Source organism: Pseudomonas sp. GW821-FHT02A08, from assembly GCF_059422045.1.
The window spans coordinates 118,846-138,415 of record NZ_JBWKWD010000007.1 but is presented as its reverse complement, the minus strand read 5'-3'; the positions used below and the strand labels follow the sequence as shown (position 1 = coordinate 138,415).

Annotated in this window: 17 protein-coding genes; 11 read left to right on the top strand and 6 right to left on the bottom strand. The window is 60.4% G+C overall.

The window, feature by feature from the left end; all coding sequences use genetic code 11:
- The first annotated feature begins 57 nt into the window (after positions 1–57).
- The 11 genes from aroQ (at position 58) to AC07W4_RS07680 (ending at position 13,078) form a co-directional block, all read left to right on the top strand.
- Positions 58–510, top strand: coding sequence for a type II 3-dehydroquinate dehydratase (gene aroQ, locus AC07W4_RS07730; RefSeq protein ID WP_085727425.1), 453 nt, complete (start codon positions 58–60; stop codon positions 508–510).
- 48 nt (positions 511–558) lie between these two features.
- Positions 559–1,023, top strand: a complete 465-nt coding sequence (accB, locus tag AC07W4_RS07725; RefSeq protein WP_008053948.1) for an acetyl-CoA carboxylase biotin carboxyl carrier protein — start codon at positions 559–561, stop codon at positions 1,021–1,023.
- Between the two features lie 17 nt (positions 1,024–1,040).
- Complete coding sequence (accC, locus tag AC07W4_RS07720; RefSeq protein WP_008053950.1) at positions 1,041–2,399, top strand: acetyl-CoA carboxylase biotin carboxylase subunit; 1,359 nt, start codon at positions 1,041–1,043, stop codon at positions 2,397–2,399.
- A 308-nt stretch (positions 2,400–2,707) separates the two neighbouring features.
- On the top strand, positions 2,708–3,586 hold the full coding sequence (gene prmA, locus AC07W4_RS07715; RefSeq protein WP_008053952.1) for a 50S ribosomal protein L11 methyltransferase: 879 nt from the start codon (positions 2,708–2,710) through the stop codon (positions 3,584–3,586).
- A gap of 30 nt (positions 3,587–3,616) precedes the next feature.
- A complete protein-coding gene (locus tag AC07W4_RS07710) occupies positions 3,617–4,870 on the top strand; it encodes a DUF3426 domain-containing protein (protein WP_495032039.1) in 1,254 nt (417 codons plus the stop codon).
- 184 nt (positions 4,871–5,054) lie between these two features.
- Positions 5,055–6,065: a tRNA dihydrouridine synthase DusB gene (gene dusB / locus AC07W4_RS07705; RefSeq protein WP_008016791.1), complete on the top strand. Its 1,011-nt coding sequence runs from the start codon at positions 5,055–5,057 to the stop codon at positions 6,063–6,065.
- A complete protein-coding gene (gene fis / locus AC07W4_RS07700) occupies positions 6,062–6,382 on the top strand; it encodes a DNA-binding transcriptional regulator Fis (protein WP_015093301.1) in 321 nt (106 codons plus the stop codon). Before dusB ends, fis begins: the two co-directional genes overlap by 4 nt.
- 82 nt (positions 6,383–6,464) lie before the next feature.
- Complete coding sequence (gene purH / locus AC07W4_RS07695; RefSeq protein ID WP_495032038.1) at positions 6,465–8,072, top strand: bifunctional phosphoribosylaminoimidazolecarboxamide formyltransferase/IMP cyclohydrolase; 1,608 nt, start codon at positions 6,465–6,467, stop codon at positions 8,070–8,072.
- A 170-nt stretch (positions 8,073–8,242) separates the two neighbouring features.
- Positions 8,243–9,538 carry a phosphoribosylamine--glycine ligase gene (purD, locus tag AC07W4_RS07690; RefSeq protein ID WP_495032037.1) on the top strand — a complete coding sequence of 432 codons (1,296 nt, stop codon included), beginning with the start codon at positions 8,243–8,245 and terminating at the stop codon, positions 9,536–9,538.
- A gap of 100 nt (positions 9,539–9,638) precedes the next feature.
- Complete coding sequence (locus AC07W4_RS07685) at positions 9,639–12,416, top strand: hybrid sensor histidine kinase/response regulator (RefSeq protein ID WP_495032036.1); 2,778 nt, start codon at positions 9,639–9,641, stop codon at positions 12,414–12,416.
- A 65-nt stretch (positions 12,417–12,481) separates the two neighbouring features.
- Positions 12,482–13,078 carry a MarC family protein gene (locus tag AC07W4_RS07680; RefSeq protein WP_008053960.1) on the top strand — a complete coding sequence of 199 codons (597 nt, stop codon included), beginning with the start codon at positions 12,482–12,484 and terminating at the stop codon, positions 13,076–13,078.
- A gap of 54 nt (positions 13,079–13,132) precedes the next feature.
- Here the strand turns inward: AC07W4_RS07680 and AC07W4_RS07675 are convergent, their stop codons facing one another.
- The 6 genes from AC07W4_RS07675 to cobG form a co-directional block, all read right to left on the bottom strand.
- On the bottom strand, positions 13,133–13,855 hold the full coding sequence (locus AC07W4_RS07675; protein ID WP_495032035.1) for a hypothetical protein: 723 nt from the start codon (positions 13,853–13,855) through the stop codon (positions 13,133–13,135).
- 54 nt (positions 13,856–13,909) lie between these two features.
- Positions 13,910–14,725: a hypothetical protein gene (locus AC07W4_RS07670; RefSeq protein WP_495032034.1), complete on the bottom strand. Its 816-nt coding sequence runs from the start codon at positions 14,723–14,725 to the stop codon at positions 13,910–13,912.
- Positions 14,726–14,944: 219 nt separating this feature from the next.
- Positions 14,945–16,651 (bottom strand): precorrin-3B C(17)-methyltransferase, encoded by a 1,707-nt coding sequence (gene cobJ, locus AC07W4_RS07665; protein ID WP_495032033.1) that lies wholly within the window; start codon positions 16,649–16,651, stop codon positions 14,945–14,947.
- The gene (locus AC07W4_RS07660) at positions 16,651–17,382 is read right to left on the bottom strand and encodes a precorrin-2 C(20)-methyltransferase (RefSeq protein WP_495032076.1); all 732 of its coding nucleotides are present in this window, start codon (positions 17,380–17,382) and stop codon (positions 16,651–16,653) included. The genes cobJ and AC07W4_RS07660 overlap by 1 nt, the downstream gene beginning before the upstream one ends.
- A complete protein-coding gene (locus AC07W4_RS07655) occupies positions 17,382–18,008 on the bottom strand; it encodes a precorrin-8X methylmutase (protein ID WP_007979603.1) in 627 nt (208 codons plus the stop codon). Before AC07W4_RS07655 ends, AC07W4_RS07660 begins: the two co-directional genes overlap by 1 nt.
- Positions 18,001–19,308, bottom strand: coding sequence for a precorrin-3B synthase (gene cobG / locus AC07W4_RS07650; RefSeq protein WP_495032075.1), 1,308 nt, complete (start codon positions 19,306–19,308; stop codon positions 18,001–18,003). Before cobG ends, AC07W4_RS07655 begins: the two co-directional genes overlap by 8 nt.
- Between the last annotated feature and the right edge of the window lie 262 nt (positions 19,309–19,570).

Below are 19,570 nucleotides of genomic sequence, written 5' to 3'. Positions count from 1 at the left end.
TTTGCGGCATAGTCGCCGGGTTCTGACAATTGCTCACAGATAACATAGGAACCGCCGATGGCGACGCTACTCGTTCTGCACGGCCCCAACCTGAACCTGCTCGGCACTCGCGAACCGGGCACCTACGGCGCCACGACGCTGGCGCAGATCAACCAGGACCTGGAACGCCGCGCCCGCGAAGCCGGTCACCATTTGCTGCACCTGCAAAGCAACGCCGAGTACGAATTGATCGACCGCATCCACGCTGCCCGCAGTGAAGGCGTGGACTTCATTCTGATCAACCCAGCAGCTTTTACACATACAAGTGTCGCATTACGTGACGCGCTGCTGGCGGTGAGCATCCCATTCATCGAAGTGCATTTGTCCAACGTGCACAAACGCGAACCTTTCCGCCATCATTCTTACTTCTCCGATGTAGCGGTGGGAGTGATCTGCGGCCTTGGCGCCAGCGGTTATCGACTGGCCCTGGAGGCCGCCCTAGAGCAGCTTGAAACACAGGCAAAAGCTTGAACAACAAGCGTTAAACGCCCCTGACCGACCCTTGGGAGTTGATGATTCATGGATATCCGTAAAGTTAAGAAACTGATCGAATTGCTGGAAGAGTCCGGCATCGACGAGCTCGAGATCAAGGAAGGCGAAGAGTCCGTACGCATCAGCCGTCATAGCAAGACCCCGGCTCAGCAGTACTACGCGCCGGCTCCAATGCATGCTCCGGCTGCCGCGCCTGTCGCTGCCGCCGCTCCGGTTGCCGCTGCCGCACCTGCTGCCGCCGCCGCGCCAGCACTGAACGGCACCGTTGCCCGTTCGCCGATGGTCGGTACGTTCTATCGCAAGTCTTCGCCAACCTCGCCGTCCTTCGTAGAAGTCGGCCAGACCGTGAAGAAAGGCGACACCCTGTGCATCGTTGAAGCCATGAAGATGATGAACCACATCGAAGCTGAAACCAGCGGTGTGATCGAATCCATCCTCGTCGAAGACGGCCAGCCGGTTGAGTACGACCAACCGCTGTTCACCATCGTTTGAACCGCGGAGAGCCTTTGATGACTGCGAAGTTGGAAAAAGTTCTGATCGCCAACCGCGGTGAGATCGCCCTGCGGATCCTGCGCGCCTGCAAAGAGATGGGCATCAAGACCGTCGCCGTTTACTCCAAGGCTGACAAGGAACTGATGCACCTGGGCCTGGCAGACGAATCCGTCTGCATCGGTCCGGCATCTGCCGCCCACTCCTACCTGCACATTCCGGCAATCATTGCCGCGGCCGAAGTGACTGGCGCCACCGCCATTCACCCGGGCTACGGCTTCCTTGCGGAAAACGCCGACTTCGCCGAGCAGGTCGAGAACTCTGGCTTTGCGTTCATTGGCCCGAAAGCCGAAACCATTCGCCTGATGGGCGACAAGGTATCGGCCAAGCACGCCATGATCGCTGCCGGCGTACCGACCGTTCCTGGCTCTGACGGCCCGCTGCCGGAAGACGAAGAAACCGCTCTGCGCATTGGTCGCGAAGTGGGTTACCCGGTGATCATCAAGGCCGCTGGCGGCGGTGGTGGTCGCGGCATGCGCGTCGTGCACAAGGAAGAAGACCTGATTTCCTCGGCGAAACTGACCCGCTCCGAAGCAGGCGCGGCGTTCGGCAACCCGATGGTCTATCTGGAAAAGTTCCTGACCAACCCACGTCACGTGGAAGTCCAGGTACTTTCCGATGGCCAGGGCCAGGCCATCCACCTGGGCGACCGCGACTGCTCGCTGCAACGTCGTCACCAGAAGGTTCTTGAAGAAGCGCCGGCACCGGGCATTGACGAAAACGCACGCGAGGAAGTACTCGCACGCTGCGTCAAGGCGTGCATCGACATCGGTTACCGTGGCGCGGGCACTTTCGAGTTCCTGTATGAAAACGGTCGCTTCTACTTCATCGAGATGAACACTCGTGTCCAGGTAGAGCACCCGGTTTCGGAAATGGTCACCGGCATCGACATCGTCAAGGAGATGCTCAGCATCGCCGCCGGCAACAAGCTGTCGTTCACCCAGGATGACGTGGTCATCCGCGGTCACGCGCTGGAATGCCGGATCAACGCCGAAGACCCGAAAACCTTCATGCCGAGCCCGGGCACGGTCAAGCATTTCCACGCTCCAGGCGGCAACGGCGTTCGCGTCGACTCGCACCTGTACAGTGGCTATGCCGTTCCGCCGAACTACGACTCGTTGATCGGCAAGCTGATCACCTACGGCGCAACCCGCGACGAAGCCATGGCGCGCATGCGCAATGCGCTGGACGAAATCGTGGTCGACGGGATCAAGACCAACATCCCGCTGCACCGCGACCTGACCCGCGATGAAGGCTTCTGCAAAGGGGGCGTGAACATTCACTACCTCGAGCACAAGCTGGCTGGCGAGAAGCACTAAGCTTTAGCTGGCACAAAACAAAGCCGCCTTCGGGCGGCTTTGTTGTTTCTGGACATTGCAACAACCCATGTAGCAGCTGGCGAAGCCTGCGTTCGGCTGCGCAGCAGTCGTGAATCCAGTCGATGCGGTGTGTCAGGAGGGGCGTGCGCTCAGGTTTTACGACTGCTGCGCAGCCGAACGCAGGCTTCGCCAGCTGCTACAAGCGGCATCACAGCGAGCCACTCCCACAAAAGCCCCGCGCTCGCGTAAACTTGCGCCCTTCTCGCAGTCCGCCAGGCTGCAATCAATATTTTTCAAAGGTGCCCGCCATGCCTTGGCTGCAAGTCCGTCTCGCCATCAGCCCAGAACAAGCCGAAACCTATGAAGACGCTTTCCTTGAAGTGGGCGCCGTGTCGGTGACCTTCATGGACGCCGAAGATCAGCCGATCTTCGAGCCGGAACTCAACACCACGCCGCTGTGGTCCCACACGCACCTGCTGGCCCTGTTCGAAGGCGGCACCGAGCCAGGCCCGGTATTGGCCCATCTGGAGCTGTTGACCGGTAGCCCGCTGCCCGAGCACCACAGCGAAGTGATCGAAGACCAGGACTGGGAACGCAGCTGGATGGACGGATTCCAGCCAATGCGTTTCGGCCAGCGCCTGTGGATCGTGCCGAGCTGGCACGCCGCGCCGGAACCGGATGCCGTGAATTTGCTGCTGGACCCGGGTCTGGCGTTCGGCACCGGCACCCACCCGACCACCGCACTGTGCCTGGAATGGCTCGACGGCCAGGACCTGAAAGGCTGCAACGTGCTGGACTTCGGCTGCGGCTCGGGGATTCTGGCGATTGCCGCCCTGCTGCTGGGCGCCAAGGAGGCCGTGGGTACCGACATCGACGTGCAGGCGCTGGAAGCGTCCCGCGACAACGCCGGGCGCAATAACATCGCTGATGAATTGTTCCCGCTGTATCTGCCGGAAGATTTGCCGCAGGTCCAGGCCGATGTGCTGGTGGCCAACATTCTCGCCGGCCCGCTGGTTTCCCTGGCGCCGCAGCTGTCGGGCCTGGTCAAGTCGGGCGGGCGCCTGGCGCTGTCGGGCATTCTCGCCGAACAGGGTGACGAAGTCGCTGCCGCCTACGCCAGGGACTTCGATCTGGACCCGATCGCCAATCGCGATGGCTGGGTGCGCATCACTGGCCGTCGGCGCTAGAATGAAAGTCTGCATAATCCGGATCGCCGCATGACCGATAGCTTCGTCACCCAGTGCCCGCATTGCCAAACCAGTTTCCGCGTCAGCCATGCCCAGTTGAGCGTGGCTCGCGGGGTGGTTCGTTGCGGCTCCTGCCTGCAGGTGTTCAATGCCGCCAGGCAGTTGCTTGAGCAGGCCGGCAAGGAAGCACCGGTCGTGACGCCGATCCCGCCTGTGCAGCCTGAGGAACCCCTTGAGCCAACACCGCCGCGCGCCATCAGCCAAAAGCAATGGAGCGCGACCGAACTGGACCTGGACAGCCTCGACCTCGACGAAGAGCTCGCCCGGCTCGAACAACGGGAAATCCAGCCGACCACCGAGTTTGGCCGCCATCGCGAGGACTCGCTGAGCGCCCGTCGCGACAGCACCGGGCAGGATGACGTGGAACCGTGGTCCGACAGCCTGTTCAGTGAGTCGGCGGCCGACCGTGCGCTACTCGACGAACCGCTCGACAGCCTTGAAACGCCAGAACCGACGGTCGAACCGAGCAAGGCCTCGCGCACCGAACCTTCGCTGTCCCTGGAACCGGTCGATCTCGACGACGAACCGCAACCACCCCATTTGCGATTGCACGACCCTCTCGATGCGCCACTGAACCACGAACGCCTGTCGGCCGCCGACGAGAGCGAAATCGACGACAACCTGCCCTCGATAGAACCCCTGCGCAAACGACGCGAACGCAGCGAACCGGGCGTGCGCGCCGAAATGCTGCAAGACCTGACCGACGACCCGTTGCAACTGGACTGGCAAAAACGCCGCTCGCCCTGGGGCCGACGACTGCTCTGGCTGTTGCTGGTGCTGATTGCCGCTGGCGCCCTCGCCGGCCAGTACATCGCCTACCATTTCGACGAACTGGCGCGCCAGGATCAGTATCGCCCGTGGTTCCAGCAACTGTGCCCGCAAATCGGCTGCACCGTGCCCTCCAAAGTCGACATCGCGAAAATCAAAAGCAGCAACCTGGTGGTGCGCAGCCATCCCGAGTTCAATGGCGCCCTGGTGGTCGATGCGATCATCTATAACCGTGCGCCCTTCTCCCAGCCCTTCCCGTTGCTGGAACTGCGCTTCGCCGACCTCAATGGCCATCTGATCGCCAGTCGTCGCTTCAAGCCGGGCGAGTACCTCAATGGCGATCTCGAAGGCATGGCGGAGATGCCTCCGCAAACGCCGATCCACATCGCCCTGGACATTCTCGACCCAGGTGCCAAGGCCGTGAACTACAGTCTGAGCTTCCACTCTCCGGAGTGAAACGCTTCATTGCTCCCGGATCAACCCCGGCTTTCCGAGTGCTCCAGGCAAACCAAACCACGGGTAATAACAGAATAACTGTTCAGAATTTGTTCAATTCAGCCTTTATCCAGTCATCGAGAGCGGGTATCATGCCAACCCTTTTTCGAACTCTCATGATCCGGCCCCACAACAGGGAAGTCCTATGTCGGCGGTACGCATCGGCCCATACACATTACATAACAGCTTGATTCTCGCCCCCATGGCGGGTGTCACCGACCAGCCCTTTCGTCAGCTGTGCAAGCGCTTGGGCGCGGGACTGGTCGTCTCGGAAATGGTCACCAGCGACATGAGTTTGTGGAACACCCGCAAGTCGCGCATGCGCATGATCCACGAAGGTGATCCCGAGCCACGCTCGGTACAGATCGCCGGTGGGGACGCGCAGATGCTGGCGGACGCCGCCCGTGCCAACGTTGAAATGGGTGCGCAGATCATTGATATCAACATGGGCTGTCCGGCAAAGAAAGTCTGCAACAAGGCTGCCGGTTCCGCACTCTTGAAGGACGAACCCCTGGTAACCGAGATCCTGCAGGCCGTCGTGGCTGCGGTCGATGTGCCGGTTACCCTGAAGATCCGGACCGGTTGGGACCGGGACAACAAGAACGGTCTGACGGTGGCGAAGATCGCCGAGCAGGCAGGCATTACGGCGCTGGCGGTGCATGGCCGCACCCGTGCCGACCTGTACACAGGTGAAGCCGAGTACGACACCATTGCCGCGATCAAGCAGGCGGTGTCGATCCCGGTCTTCGCCAATGGCGATATCGATTCGCCGGAAAAAGCCCGGTACGTGCTCGACGCGACCGGTGCCGATGGCCTGTTGATTGGCCGGGCTGCCCAGGGGCGGCCATGGATTTTTCGCGAGATCGACCATTTCCTGCGTACCGGCGAGAAACTCCCGGCGCTGGAACTGATCGAGGTGGAACGCATTCTGCTAGAGCATCTGGCTGCCCTGCACGCCTTCTATGGTGATGTCATGGGTGTGCGCATTGCTCGAAAGCATGTGGGCTGGTATCTCGCAACCCTGCCGGGCGCCAGGGAGTTTCGCGCCCACTTCAATCGTTTGGATGGTACGGATACACAATGCGCCAACGTTCGGGCGTTTTTCGCCGAGCGTTACAAGAGCCTGACAGGGGACGGAGAGTGGGTGGCCGCATGACGATGATGACCGAGACTTTAGTGAGTGGAACAACACCCGTGAGCGACAACGTGAATTTGAAACAGCACCTCAATACGCCAAGCGAAGAAGGCCAGACCCTTCGCGGGAGTGTCGAGAAGGCGCTGCACAATTATTTCGCCCACCTTGAGGGCGCCGCCGTCACGGATGTGTACAACCTGGTGCTCTCCGAAGTCGAGGCTCCCCTGCTCGAGTGCGTGATGAACTACGTCAAGGGCAACCAGACCAAGGCCAGCGAGATGCTCGGGCTTAACCGGGGCACGCTGCGCAAGAAACTCAAGCAGTACGATTTGTTGTAAGCATTCAATCAAACCAGAAAGGCGCCCGCGTAAAACCGGTCGCCTTTTTTGCTGACTTCCTTTGCTTTTGATGGAAATTGAGATGACCGACCAGACTACCCGCCTGCCGATCCGCCGCGCCTTGATCAGCGTTTCCGACAAGACCGGGATCCTCGAATTCGCCAGGGAGCTTGAAGCCCTGGGCGTCGAGATCCTCTCCACCGGCGGGACGTTCAAGCTGCTGCAGGACAACGGCGTTGCCGCAGTGGAAGTCGCGGATTACACAGGTTTTGCCGAAATGATGGACGGCCGGGTGAAGACCCTGCACCCGAAAATCCACGGCGGGATCCTCGGTCGTCGCGGTATCGACGACGCCATCATGAACGAGCACGGCATCAAGCCGATCGACCTGGTAGCAGTCAACCTGTACCCGTTCGAAGCCACCATCAACAAGCCAGGCTGCGACCTGCCGACCGCCATCGAGAACATCGACATCGGCGGCCCGACCATGGTTCGTTCGGCAGCGAAAAACCATAAAGACGTAGCGATCGTGGTGAACGCCAGCGATTACGCCAGCGTTCTGGAAAACCTCAAGGCCGGCGGCCTGACCTACGCCCAGCGTTTCGACCTGATGCTCAAGGCCTTCGAGCACACCGCCGCCTACGACGGCATGATCGCCAACTATATGGGCACCGTGAACCAGGCTGCCGATACCCTCAGCACAGAAGGTCGCAGCGAGTTCCCGCGCACCTTCAACAGCCAGTTCATCAAGGCCCAGGAAATGCGCTACGGCGAGAACCCGCACCAGAGCGCGGCGTTCTACGTGGAAGCCAAGCCTGCCGAAGTCGGCATCGCCACCGCGACCCAGCTGCAAGGCAAGGAACTGTCGTACAACAACGTGGCCGACACCGATGCCGCGCTGGAATGCGTGAAGAGCTTCGTCAAGCCGGCTTGCGTGATCGTCAAGCACGCCAACCCGTGCGGCGTGGCTGTCAGCCCTGATGCCGAAGGCGGCATCCGCAAGGCCTACGACCTGGCCTACGCCACCGACACCGAATCGGCATTCGGCGGCATCATCGCCTTCAACCGCGAGCTGGACGCCGAGACTGCAAAGGCCATCGTCGAGCGTCAGTTCGTCGAAGTGATCATTGCCCCAAGCGTCAGCGAAGAGGCCCGCGCCATCGTCGCTGCCAAAGCCAACGTGCGCCTGCTGGCCTGCGGCGAGTGGTCGGCTGACCGCGCTGCTGCCTGGGACTACAAGCGCGTCAACGGTGGCCTGCTGGTACAGAGCCGCGACATCGGCATGATCGGCGCCGACGACCTGAAAGTGGTCACCAGGCGCGCACCGAGCGAGCAGGAAATCCATGACCTGATCTTCGCCTGGAAAGTTGCCAAGTACGTGAAGTCCAACGCCATCGTCTACGCCAAGAATCGCCAGACCATCGGTGTCGGCGCCGGCCAGATGAGCCGCGTGAACTCGGCGCGAATTGCTGCAATCAAGGCAGAACATGCCGGCTTGCAGGTTCAGGGTGCGGTCATGGCCTCCGACGCATTCTTTCCGTTCCGCGACGGCATCGACAACGCGGCCAAGGCCGGTATCACGGCGGTGATCCAGCCGGGCGGTTCGATGCGTGACAACGAAGTGATTGCGGCTGCCGACGAAGCCGGTATCGCCATGGTGTTCACCGGCATGCGCCACTTCCGTCACTGATACACCGATCAACTGTGGGAGCGGGCTTGCTCGCGAAGACGGCGGCACATTCAATATTGATGTGACTGAAACACCGCTTTCGCGAGCAAGTCGAATCGTCGCACCGCCGCTCCCACATAAGAGCATCCCAGCGGTGCTATCAAGAATTTGCGTCATCCGAGGTTTTTGAAATGAATGTTTTGATCATTGGCAGCGGTGGCCGTGAACACGCCCTGGCCTGGAAAGTGGCCCAGGATCCGCGCGTACAGAAGGTTTTCGTGGCTCCGGGCAACGCCGGTACGGCCATCGAAGCCAAGTGCGAGAACGTCGCCATCGACGTACTGGCGCTTGAGCAACTGGCAGACTTTGCCGAGAAAAACGTTTCCCTGACCATCGTTGGCCCGGAAGTGCCACTGGTTGCCGGTGTCGTTGACCTGTTCCGCTCCCGTGGCCTGGACTGCTTCGGCCCGACCGCTGGCGCCGCCCAGCTGGAAGGTTCGAAAGCCTTCACCAAGGACTTCCTGGCGCGCCACAAGATCCCGACTGCCGACTACCAGAACTTCACCGAAATCGAGCCGGCCCTGGCCTACCTGCGTGAAAAAGGCGCTCCGATCGTGATCAAGGCCGACGGCCTGGCCGCCGGTAAAGGCGTGATCGTCGCCATGACCCTGGCCGAAGCCGAAGACGCCGTGCGCGACATGCTGGCGGGCAATGCCTTTGGCGATGCGGGTTCGCGCGTGGTCATCGAAGAGTTCCTGGACGGCGAAGAAGCCAGCTTCATCGTCATGGTCGACGGCAAGAACGTGCTGCCGATGGCCACCAGCCAGGACCACAAACGCGTCGGCGACGGCGACACCGGTCCGAACACCGGCGGCATGGGTGCTTACTCCCCGGCGCCAGTGGTCACCGCCCAAGTGCACAAGCGCGTGATGGACCTGGTGATCTGGCCGACCGTGCGCGGCATGGCCGAGGAAGGCAACGTCTACACTGGTTTCCTGTACGCCGGCCTGATGATCGACAAGGCTGGTAATCCAAAAGTCATCGAATTCAACTGCCGCTTCGGCGACCCTGAGACCCAGCCGGTGATGCTGCGCCTGCAGTCGAGCCTGGTGCTGCTGGTCGAGGCCGCCCTGGCCCAGGCGCTGGACAAAGTAGAAGCACAATGGGATCCACGTCCGAGCGTCGGAATCGTCCTGGCCGCTGGCGGCTATCCTGGTGACTACGCCAAAGGCGTGGCCATCAAGGGGCTGGATGCAGCCGCCGCGCTGGAAGGCAAGGTTTTCCACGCCGGCACCGCGCTCAAGGATGGTCAGGTGGTGACGGCCGGTGGTCGGGTGTTGTGCGCCACCGCCATGGGTGCCAGCGTCGATGCTGCGCAGCAGCAGGCCTACAAGCTGGCGGCTACGATTGACTGGGAAGGCTGTTTCTATCGCAAGGACATTGGCTATCGCGCCATTGCCCGCGAGCGCGGCGAGAGTCAGGAATAAGGTAAACACCGCGCCAGGCAATGAACACCGTTTATTGCCTGGCTATTCCGGCGCCGCGCATCGTTATATTCTGGCATCAACCTAACGAAGGGATTTCGCCGTGCGCTGGCTCAGGATTGCCATAAGCTTGACCGTCACTTTGCTGACCTTGCTCTGCATGCTACCGGCCCAGGCCGCGCAAGGCAGTGGCTGGGCGGTATTGCTCGACGAACAGGGCGACCTGCAGCTGAGCGACATCCGTTCCGCACGCTACACCAACCAATTCAGCCCTATCGAACTCGACCGCATTACCGCGGCCGAACCCGATGGCGCGCTATGGTTGCGATTCAGGCTTGCACCGGGCAAACACGAACAATTGCTGCGCGTGTTTGCGCCTGACCTGCGCCAGTTCAACATGTACGTACTGGACGGCGACAAGCTGATCGATCAATCCAGCACGGGCAACGAACGCCCCCAATCCGAGCGACCATTGCCCAGCAGCGACTTCATGCTGGCCCTGCCGCAAAGCGACAGCCCTCTCGACGTATACCTGCGACTGGCCTCCGACCACCAGTTACGGCCCTATATCACCCTGCAATCGGCGATTCTCTCGGCCGCCAACCAGAACCAGACGCTGATCTATGGCCTGCTGTTCGGCTGCATCGCCATGCTGATCCTGCACAACCTCATCCGCTACGCCTACACCCGCTCGCGCAGCGCCCTCTGGCTGGCGGCGTGTGAAGGGTTGTTGATGCTCAGCCTGCTGTTGTTGCTGAACCTCGCCGGCCCCTGGCTGCCGGACTGGCATGCACTGCAAACGCCAGGGGCTTACCTGGCATTGATAATGACCGCGCCCTGCGGCCTGATGCTTGCCTATCGCTTCTTCGCCCCACTCGGGCCACATCCGCTGAACCGGTTGCTGCTTGGCGAGATCCTGCTCATCACCGCCTGCGGCCTGATGCTGCTGTTCGTCAATACCTTGCCGCTGAACTTCATTACCTACGGCCTGGTCGCCCTGGCGGGCCTGACGATGCTGTTCATCAGCGCCTATCACTGGCAAAAAGGTTATCGCCCGGCCCGCCTCTTCGTGGCGGCGATGGTGGTGTTCAACCTCGGGACCCTGGTCATCCTGCCCGCCCTGCTGGGGCTGACCCTGGTCGAACCCCATGGCCTGATCACTACCTTGCTGGTCTTCATCTGCATCAGCGGCCTGCTGATGAGCATTGCGTTGAGCGAGCGCCAGCGTCGCATCACCGAAGACCGCTTCAGCATCAGTCGTGACCTGGCGGCCAGCAACGCCGAGATCAACGCCAAGGCCGAGTTCCTGGCGAAGATCAGCCACGAGATTCGCACCCCGATGAACGGTGTCCTCGGCATGACCGAGCTGCTGCTGGGTACGCCGCTTTCGGTCAAGCAACGCGACTACGTGCAGACCATCCACAGCGCCGGCAACGAACTGCTGACGCTGATCAACGAAATTCTCGACATTTCCAAACTCGAGTCCGGACAGATCGAACTGGACGATGTGCAGTTCGACCTCAACGCGCTGATCGAAGACTGCCTGAGCATCTTCCGCGCCAAGGCCGAGCAGCAAAACGTCGAGTTGATCAGCTTCATCCAGCCGCAAGTGCCACGAGTGATCAGTGGTGACCCGACACGCCTGCGCCAGACGCTGTTGAGCCTGCTTGAAAACGCCCTGAAAAAAACCGACGAAGGCGAAATCCTGATCGTCGTGGCGCTCGACGAGCGCAACACCAAACCACGCCTGCGTATCGCCGTGCAGGACAGCGGCGAGCCCATGGACGCCGAAGAACGCGACGCCCTGATGCACGCCGAACTGCACAGCCGGCATTTTCTTTCCGCCACCCAGCTGGGCGGCAACCTGGGGCTGGTGATTGCCCGCCAGCTGATCCGCTTGATGCAGGGGGAATTCGGGATCAAGAGCGGCAGCAACCAGGGCAGCACCTTGTGGCTGACCCTGCCGCTGGACCCGGATCGCCTCGAACACCCGACCTCCGACCTCGACGGCCCGCTGCAAGGTGCGCGGGTATTGGTGGTGGACGACAATGAGACCTGTCGCAAGGTCCTGGTGCAGCAATGCAGCGCCTGGGGCCTGAACGTCAGCGCCGCACCTTCCGGCAAGGAAGCGCTGGCCCTGCTGCGCACCAAGGCGCATTTGCGCGATTACTTCGATGTGGTCCTGCTGGACCAGAACATGCCCGGCATGACCGGTATGCAACTGGCGGCCAAGATCAAGGAAGACCCGAGCCTGAACCATGACATCCTGCTGATCATGCTCACAGGCATCAGCAATGCACCGAGCAAGATCATCGCGCGCAACTCCGGGATCAAGCGCATCCTCGCCAAGCCGGTTGCCGGCTACACCCTCAAGACCACCCTGGCGGACGAACTGACCCAGCGCAACAAAGGGCTCGTCGCGACCCAACCCGTGCCAATCGGCCCGACGCTGCCGGTCAAGGTCCCTTGCGACTTCCGCATTCTGGTGGCTGAAGACAACAGCATCTCGACCAAAGTGATCCGCGGCATGCTGAGCAAGCTCAATCTGCAACCGGATACCGCCTGCAATGGCGAAGAAGCCCTGCAGGCGATGAAAGCCCAGCGTTACGATCTGGTGCTGATGGACTGCGAAATGCCGATCCTCGACGGCTTCTCGGCCACCCAGCAATTGCGCGCCTGGGAGGTCGGCAACCAGCGGGTTCGCACACCTGTGGTGGCGTTGACCGCCCATATCCTTGCCGAACACAAAGAGCGTGCGCGCCAGGCCGGCATGGACGGACACATGGCCAAGCCGGTGGAACTGTCGCAGCTGCGCGAACTGATCGAGCACTGGGTCGCCCAGCGTGACCTGCACAATCGCACGACAACCCAAACGTCCTGAGCCGACAGACTTCGCAACCCCTGATAGACTCCCTCCCGACTTCCCTTGCCAGTGAGCCCGGCACCATGCTCCATGTGTTGTTCAGCGTTTATCTGAAGATGCTGGTGCTCTACAGCCCATTCTTCGTGTTGTCCTGCTTCATCAGCCTGACCCGTGGTTATTCGCGCAAGGAACAGCGTCGGCTGGCCTGGAAAGTAGCAGTCGCCACCCTGGTCTCCAGTGTTCTGCTGTATCTGTTCGGCCGAGTGATTTTCAGTGTTTTCGGCATTACCGTGGATGCCTTTCGTATCGGTGCCGGCAGTGTGCTGTTCATCTCGGCGCTGGGGATGGCACAAGGCAAATCGGCGGTACAGACCGACAACGTGCAGCAGGATGTGACCATCGTCCCGCTGACCATTCCGCTGACCGTCGGCCCCGGCACCATCGGTGCGTTGCTGGTGATGGGCGTGAGCCAGCCGCACTGGGACGACAAGCTCACGGCCATTGTCAGCATTGCCCTGGCCAGTTTTACCGTGGGCGTGGTGCTGTTTTTGTCCGGTCGTATCGAGCGCATTCTCGGTGATCAGGGGTTACAGATCGTCAGCCGGTTGATGGGGTTGTTTGTGTGCGCACTGGCGGCACAGATCATCTTTACCGGGGTGAAGGGGTATCTGGTTCCTTAGTCCGCCATGTCTCTCAATGTTACCCCTTGGCCGGTGCCGGAAACCCGACACCAATCAACGAGACAGATGAACGTCATGCTCGCCGACCTTGATACACAGTGCCTGTCGTTGCGGCCCTAACCACAGCACTGTGTCGTCTCTGAATGCCTTGTATTCGTCGACGAAAAATCGGGCGTGAAGAAATGAAGTTTTTACCCCTCCCACTACGCTACTCAACGCAAAATCCTGCCCGATAAACTGGCCTTCAATCGGTTGATCCGTTTCAAAGAACACTGTGGCCAAAGTCAGAAAACCATCAGCCTCAACAATGCCTGTCAGCACTCTCACACGATGTATACGGTTGAAATTTCCTTCCATGCTGACTGATTGATTCTCACGCCCCATTATCGAGCGCTCACGAAAAACCCTGGCCCCCAGCGACTGTACAGGCAGTTGCGCGACCCTACGCAAAGCAGTTGCCAGCAGAATGACCTGCTGAGTGGATAACCGTGACTGGAAAGCCGCATGAACAGCGTCATGTATTGAAAAAGCCGTAACGCCGGTAGAAGGGAACATCCCCGAGGTAGCCCCTTGATCATGGAACTTCCAACCACAAGCAGCCAGAGTGTCTACAGATACGTCGGACCACTGAGCGTGGTCCTTACCGTCCGGGAAATCTTCCTCAGCAGCAAGTTGCGCAAACAACATAGTGTCAAGGGTGTCCTGTCTGACTGCAGGCGGCAACGCCGTCGACAACAGCAGAATGCTGCCTGAGTTTATTACTACGGAGTACGCCATACGCTTTCCTTATTTGAGGAAGGCCAGAGACCCAAAGCCTCTGACCTTGTCCCTTCACTTGCGCCGGCTGAAACGCTTGACCAAGACTTCCTTCCGGTGAACGCCGAGGTACTCCTCAATTTCCGACTTGATTTCCGCATAACGGGCAGGATTGAACGTTACGAACGACTTACCGTGGAAAATATCCAGGGAAGAAGTCTTCCAGTCAACGAACAGGAGACCGCCATCATTACCCCCACCCTGATGATCAACTGCTCCTACCGCGATCAGGATAATTCCGTTGGCCATTTGTTCGCAGGGAATAGTGGACAAACGCACGCCTTCAGTATTCTTCGCCTCAAGATTGAACAGATTTATTGCATCAGGCTCTTTCTTCAATGCATCCAACGTAGAGTTGGTTATTGCACTGAGTACAGTAGCGCCAGGAATTGCAGCCTTTGCGGCCTCAACGGCAGCCTGAATAATATCAACCATGACATTATCCATTGTGATCTTTAGCGAAGTGGCACTGTATTTTGAGTAACCTTTATCCGGGACAAAACACCCCAAGTCCTCCATGCACTTGGTAAACGCGTGGTACCAAGCTTTGGGGTCCTTATTTCCGGGCACTTCGTAATTCGCTTCCATTTTCGACATGGTGATCAGGTTTTCAATAATCGCCATGTTTTCGATGGAGATTTTGTCACCGTAACCAATCAGACTGTTGCCCAGCACCAGCGCGTCCAGCTCCTTGGTAGGACTCGAAGCGACAGACGACATCAACGACATTGTGCGCGGCCGTTTGGCTATGACACTTTTACGTTTCTTAATGCATGCCCTTACAAAATCAGCACTTTTCGAAACACTTACAGAACGTTCAAAATCATCCACAAGTAACACTCCTTTATTTATTCACAAGCGCTCCATCCAGAAGCGCCTTAAAACTAACGCAGCTCACCCCGACCATCAACCGCAACCAAATACAACATATGTATATCAATCATTACAAACTAACGAGACGAGCATTCAACAACAAACAAACAGGCACCACCAACCAGGCCATTATTAATCAATAATGACCTGGATTTATCCAGCATCCCGCAATAGTAACTATTGAATGGGGGTAAGCTTGTCGCCATAACTGCGTGGCGTGTACACCCAGGCATTACCGTCCAGGCGAGGGAACACACGAGTTGTCGACGACCCGATGAGTACCATCGTCCGCATGTCTACCTGATCGACACCCAGTTGACCCAGCGTGGTCACTCGCAACGTCTGACCCGGACGGCCAATATCCCGCCCCAATACGACGGGAGTTCCCGGCTCACGGTGCTGGCTGACAATCTCCAGCGCCCGACCCAGTTGCCAAGGACGTGAACGAGAGATCGGATTGTAGAAAGCCAGCGCAAGATCGGCCTGCGCGGCCAGGTCCAGACGTTTTTCGATGATCGACCAGGGCTTGAGGTTGTCTGACAGCGACAGCACACAGAAGTCATGACCCAACGGCGCACCGGCCTGGGCGGCCGTCGCCAGCGAGGCTGAGACACCAGGCAGGATTTCGAGATCGACGTTGTGCCAGGCGGCATCGCTGGACTCGTGAAGCGCCTCCAGCACAGCCGCGGCCATGGCAAAGACCCCCGGATCACCGGACGACACCACCACCACCGATCGCCCTTGAGCCGCCAGTTCGAAGGCGTGACGGGCACGCTGCATTTCTTCGCGGTTATCCGTGCAGTGCAGCACCTGGTCAGCCCGGAATGGCCCGGCCATGCGCACGTAGGTTTCGTAGCCGAGCACATCGTTGGCGCGAGCCAGTTCTGCCTTCACCGCCGGCACCATCAAGTCGGCAGCGCCTGGCCCAAGGCCAATCACCGCCAGCCGTCCGCGCGGTCGACCGATCTGCGATGGCTCCAACGGCTGCTCGGCGACTGCAATGGCAACCACGTCATCGCCGACGATGGATACAGGCCTGATGGCATGATGCACCAGCTCACCCGCCGCACCTGCAGCGCTGACAAAACGCAACGGCACACCCAGCTCGAGCGCCGCTTCGCGTAACGTGGAGCCGGCCATTTCGCTGTCGGCTGCCAACAGGCAAGCCACCGATTGCACTGCGATTCCGGCCTGATGCAAAGCCTGGCGAATGGCGGCCGATGCATTGGCCACTTCGCCCGCCACGGCAACCAGGACGTTGCGTGGATAGATCAGCAATTCGTGGGCCGCAGGCACTCGCTCGGCATGACCGACGTGAACGGTCAGTCGCGCGTGTTCATTCTCAGGCAATTGCGCTTGCGCCAACCACGGTGCCGAACCTTCGATGCGCACCGTTTCACCAGCCAGCAAATCGGACACGAAACGCTTGCCCAATTCCAGATCGCCCAAGGCATACCCACTGGGCGGATTGAGCAGGCAGGTGCCGAAACGCAGTTCACCGCTGGTGGTGATCGCCGCCGAGACCTCCAGTGCGGCGGCAATTTCGCGCGCCATCACATTCACGCCGCCAAGACCACCAAGCAGAGGCACCACCGCGCTGCCGTCTTCGGCCACGGCCAGCACTGGCGGCTCGGCGCCTTTTTCCAGCAACAACGGCGCCAGCGTGCGGATCACGATCCCGGCTGCGCACAAGGCTATGATCGGCGTGTCCTGTTGATAGAGCTCACGCAGGGTCGCACCGAATTCACGGTAGACGCGGTCAGCGCCCTCAACCCGCCCGGTCAGGCCGTGGATCAACGCAGCCGGATAAAACTGCTGAATTTTCTGTGCGGTCGCGAGGCTGCCATTGCCGAGAATGACAATCGCCGGAACTGGACGGGTCATCAGCCTTGCCACCTTTCACCGGGAACGATGATCAACGAGAAGTACGGCGAAGACATCGGCTCGACCTGATCCAGCGGCACGATTTTCTGATTGGCCATGGTTGCGCGTTCGACGTACAGCGCACGCTCGGCCAGGCCGAGCTCTTCCAGCACCTGGCGGACCTTGGGAAAGTTGCGTCCCAGTTTCATGATCACCGCCGCATCCGCATCGGCCAGGCGACGCTTGAGTTCGTCGTGCGGCAGCACACCGGACAACACCGACAGGCTCTGATTGCGATACACCAGCGGCGCACCGAGCACCGAGGCCCCGCCAAGCATCGAGCACACACCGGGCACGACTTCGGCTTGATAACGTTCGGCGAGCCGGTCGTGCAAGTACATATAGGAGCCGTAGAAGAACGGATCGCCTTCGCAGATCACCGCCACGTCGCGACCGGCATCGAGATGCGTCGCCAGTTCGTCGGCGGCGTCATCGTAGAAGTCGCTGATCACTTGCTCGTAGGACAGCGGTGCCGGCAAGGCTTCGGTGGTCACCGGGTACACCAGCGGCAGCAGATTCTGTGCTTGCTGCAGATGCGCCTCGATGATGCCGAAGGCGTTGCCCTTCTTGCCCTTGGCCACGAAGTACGCCACCACCGGGGATTCGCGCAGCAAACGCAGGGCCTTGACGGTAATCAGTTCCGGATCACCGGGGCCGACACCGAGGCCGATCAAACGTCCAGGTTGCTGCATCATTCGATCTCCGTAGCGAGGGCATTGACGGCAGCGGCAGCCATGGCGCTACCGCCCAGGCGACCCTGCATGATGACAAACGGCACGCCACGGCTGTCGGCAGCCAGCGCGGCCTTGGATTCGGCGGCACCGACGAAGCCCACTGGAAAACCGAGGATCAGCGCCGGTTTCGGCGCACCGGCGTCGAGCATTTCCAGCAAATAAAACAATGCTGTCGGGGCGTTGCCGATGACTACCACGCTACCTTCCAGATGAGGACGCCACAGCTCCAGCGCAGCGGCTGAGCGGGTGTTGCCCAACTCACGGGCCAGTTCCGGAACGCTTTCGTCGCGCAAGGTGCAGATCACCGGATTGTTCGCCGGCAACCGCGCGCGGGTCACGCCTTCGGAAACCATTCGCGCATCGCACAAAATCGGCGCGCCGGCCGCCAGCGCATCACGCCCGGCCTTGCCCGCCCCTTCGGAAAACTGCAAACCGTCGATGGCCTCGACCATGCCGCAGGCGTGAATCACACGGACTGCGAGTTTCTCCAGATCGGCCGGGATTCGGTCGAGGTTGGCCTCGGCGCGAATGATCGCGAAGGAGTTGCGATAGATCTCCTGACCGTCGCGGATGTAATCAAGCATCAAGGGGGCTCCGTGAGCGGGCGTCGAGCAAGGCCGCGACCGCTTCAATAGTAAGGTTGCGTGCGTGCAGTGCGCCGAAACCCGGCTGCGCTGCATCGCGAAAATAGAGATCGTAGTGACCGTGGGCGACGGCCAGCAAGGTGACGGGCGCCGTATGCGCGGCGGCGCAGGAACGCGGGCAACCGCTCAGGTGTATGTTCAGCGCCGGTCCGTGGCGGTGCAGCAACGCGGCCAATTGCAGGGCATCGCCCTTGGTCTCGGCCAGGCCTTTGGCGCAACCGCTGGAACCGGTGCAGGCGACCAGCCGGGACAATGGCTGATCGGCTTCGCACTGCAGACCCAGACACTGCAGTCGCCGAACGACCTCAGCGGCATTTTCCGCGCGGACATTGGGTACCAGCAGACTTTGCCAGGGTGTGAAACGCAGACTCGAATCACCGCGCTCGCAGGCCACTTGCGCCACGCCCCGCAGCATCGCCGGATCGAGTCGCCCCAGCGGCGGCACAGCCCCCACATAGACAACTCCGGGCTCGGCCTGGGGATGGGCGCCAATGTGCATGTCACTGGAGCCCGAAACCCGCTGCCAACCGACAACAGCCTGGATCGATACACGCTCAGCCAACCGAAGCACAACGTCCACGACCGAATACCCGACCAGCAAATGACGCATCCGCGTCTGCTCGGGGCGCGCCAGTTCAAGGAATAACTCAAGGACGGCAACCACCAGCGCGTGCCCGTCAGCCAGTGCAACCGAACCGACGGGGCTGTCCGTCGGGCATCCCGCCAGACCGAACGCCAACCGTCGCTCGCCATCTTGCTCAAACGCCGAGAGCCAAAGGTCATGGGGATGTTCGAGCATCGCCAGGTCTTCACCGCCATCGAGTTGCACGGCGAATTTGGCACTGAGGTCGTGGAACGCTTCGTGGCTTTGCAGTGTGGAGAGGATCTGCCCTGCCAGCGGGCGAGTGTCGAACAGCATGCGCCGATCGATCCCGGCGCCGGGGCTGAGCATCAGGTTACGCACATCATCGCCAGCCGCCGTTCGCGGCCCCAGATCGGCGGCCAGCAGGCTGTCGATCAACGCCGCTTGCTCGTTGCCGATGCCGCGGATCTGCAGGTTGGCCCGGTTGGTCGCCTCGATCGCTGCGCTGGCATATCGCTCGGCGGCATCGGCCACAGCGATTGCCTGGTGCGCACGGATGGCGCCACCGTCGAGTTTGATCCGGCAAATACCACCGTCCAATGCCTGGACGACACGCAACAACCCGGGACAGGCGGAAGGGCGCAAGCGGTTGGGTATCTGACGTGACTTCACAGGACGACCGGTACAAGACGAAGGACAGCATTATGCCTGCTTTGTCCGGCCTGATGAAAAACCCTGGCGGGTTGACGACGAAAAGCGCGTGATCCCGGGCCCAGGGTTTTCGCTTCAAGCCTGACCGCCATCGCAAGTTCTAGTTGAACACTCAGCGAAAAAAGCTAACAGCAAGAATCAATTCAACCAACCCGAATTATTTAAACAACACACTAACTCTTGTACTTTTCACCGCACCCCGAAGAAA

Coding starts and splice junctions, on each gene's coding strand:
- prmA (WP_008053952.1), top strand. CDS start 2,708: ATGCCTTGGCTGCAAGTCCGTCTCGCCATCAGCCCAGAACAAGCCGAA.
- purH (WP_495032038.1), top strand. CDS start 6,465: ATGACCGACCAGACTACCCGCCTGCCGATCCGCCGCGCCTTGATCAGC.
- AC07W4_RS07655 (WP_007979603.1), bottom strand. CDS start 18,008: ATGCTTGATTACATCCGCGACGGTCAGGAGATCTATCGCAACTCCTTC.
- AC07W4_RS07680 (WP_008053960.1), top strand. CDS start 12,482: ATGCTCCATGTGTTGTTCAGCGTTTATCTGAAGATGCTGGTGCTCTAC.
- purD (WP_495032037.1), top strand. CDS start 8,243: ATGAATGTTTTGATCATTGGCAGCGGTGGCCGTGAACACGCCCTGGCC.
- aroQ (WP_085727425.1), top strand. CDS start 58: ATGGCGACGCTACTCGTTCTGCACGGCCCCAACCTGAACCTGCTCGGC.
- dusB (WP_008016791.1), top strand. CDS start 5,055: ATGTCGGCGGTACGCATCGGCCCATACACATTACATAACAGCTTGATT.
- AC07W4_RS07675 (WP_495032035.1), bottom strand. CDS start 13,855: ATGGCGTACTCCGTAGTAATAAACTCAGGCAGCATTCTGCTGTTGTCG.
- accB (WP_008053948.1), top strand. CDS start 559: ATGGATATCCGTAAAGTTAAGAAACTGATCGAATTGCTGGAAGAGTCC.
- cobJ (WP_495032033.1), bottom strand. CDS start 16,651: ATGACCCGTCCAGTTCCGGCGATTGTCATTCTCGGCAATGGCAGCCTC.
- AC07W4_RS07710 (WP_495032039.1), top strand. CDS start 3,617: ATGACCGATAGCTTCGTCACCCAGTGCCCGCATTGCCAAACCAGTTTC.
- accC (WP_008053950.1), top strand. CDS start 1,041: ATGACTGCGAAGTTGGAAAAAGTTCTGATCGCCAACCGCGGTGAGATC.
- AC07W4_RS07660 (WP_495032076.1), bottom strand. CDS start 17,382: ATGCAGCAACCTGGACGTTTGATCGGCCTCGGTGTCGGCCCCGGTGAT.
- fis (WP_015093301.1), top strand. CDS start 6,062: ATGACGATGATGACCGAGACTTTAGTGAGTGGAACAACACCCGTGAGC.